This window comes from Arhodomonas sp. KWT (assembly GCF_010993615.1).
Window position 1 is genome coordinate 1 of record NZ_WNXE01001028.1, and the last position, 585, is coordinate 585.

Genomic DNA, 585 nt, shown 5'->3' on the forward strand with positions numbered 1-585 from the left:
CCCGTGGGGGATCCCGCCCTGGTCGGAGACCGGGTCGTCTCCCGCAGCTTTCGTTTCGCCCACGACCGCATGCAGGAGGTCGCCTACCGTGCCCTCCCCGAGGAGGCGGTGGAGCCGTTGCACCTGAGGATCGCCCACCTGCTGCGCGAGCGCCTGCCGGCGGCGCGCCGTGCCGAGCGGGTGATCGAGATCGCTGGTCACCTCAACCTCGCCCGTTCCCTGGTGAGCGGCGCGGAGGCGGGTACGGACCTGGCGCGGGTGAACCTGGACGCCGCCCGCCGGGCCAAGGCGGCGGCCGCCTTCGCCGCCGCGGTGGAGCACATGCGCGCCGGCATGTCACGCCTGCCTGGAGACATCTGGGAACGGGACCCGGCGCTCGCCTACGCGCTTTACCGCGAACGCGGCGAGCTCGAATACCTCAACAGCGACTTCGAGGCGGCGGAGCGCTACGTCAGCGAGGCGATCGCGCGCGAGACGGACATCTTCCGTCGCGCCGACCTTTACTACATGCGCGTTGTCCAGTGCACGCTCCGGGCGCACTACACCGAGGCCGTGGCGGTGGGGCGCGAGGCGCTGGCTCAGTTC

The 585-nt window shown here is 71.8% G+C and carries 1 protein-coding gene; it reads left to right on the forward strand.

From position 1 onward, the window contains the following. A partial coding sequence (locus tag G7A99_RS23950; RefSeq protein WP_205600048.1) for a hypothetical protein occupies nt 1–585 on the forward strand: 585 nt, incomplete at both ends.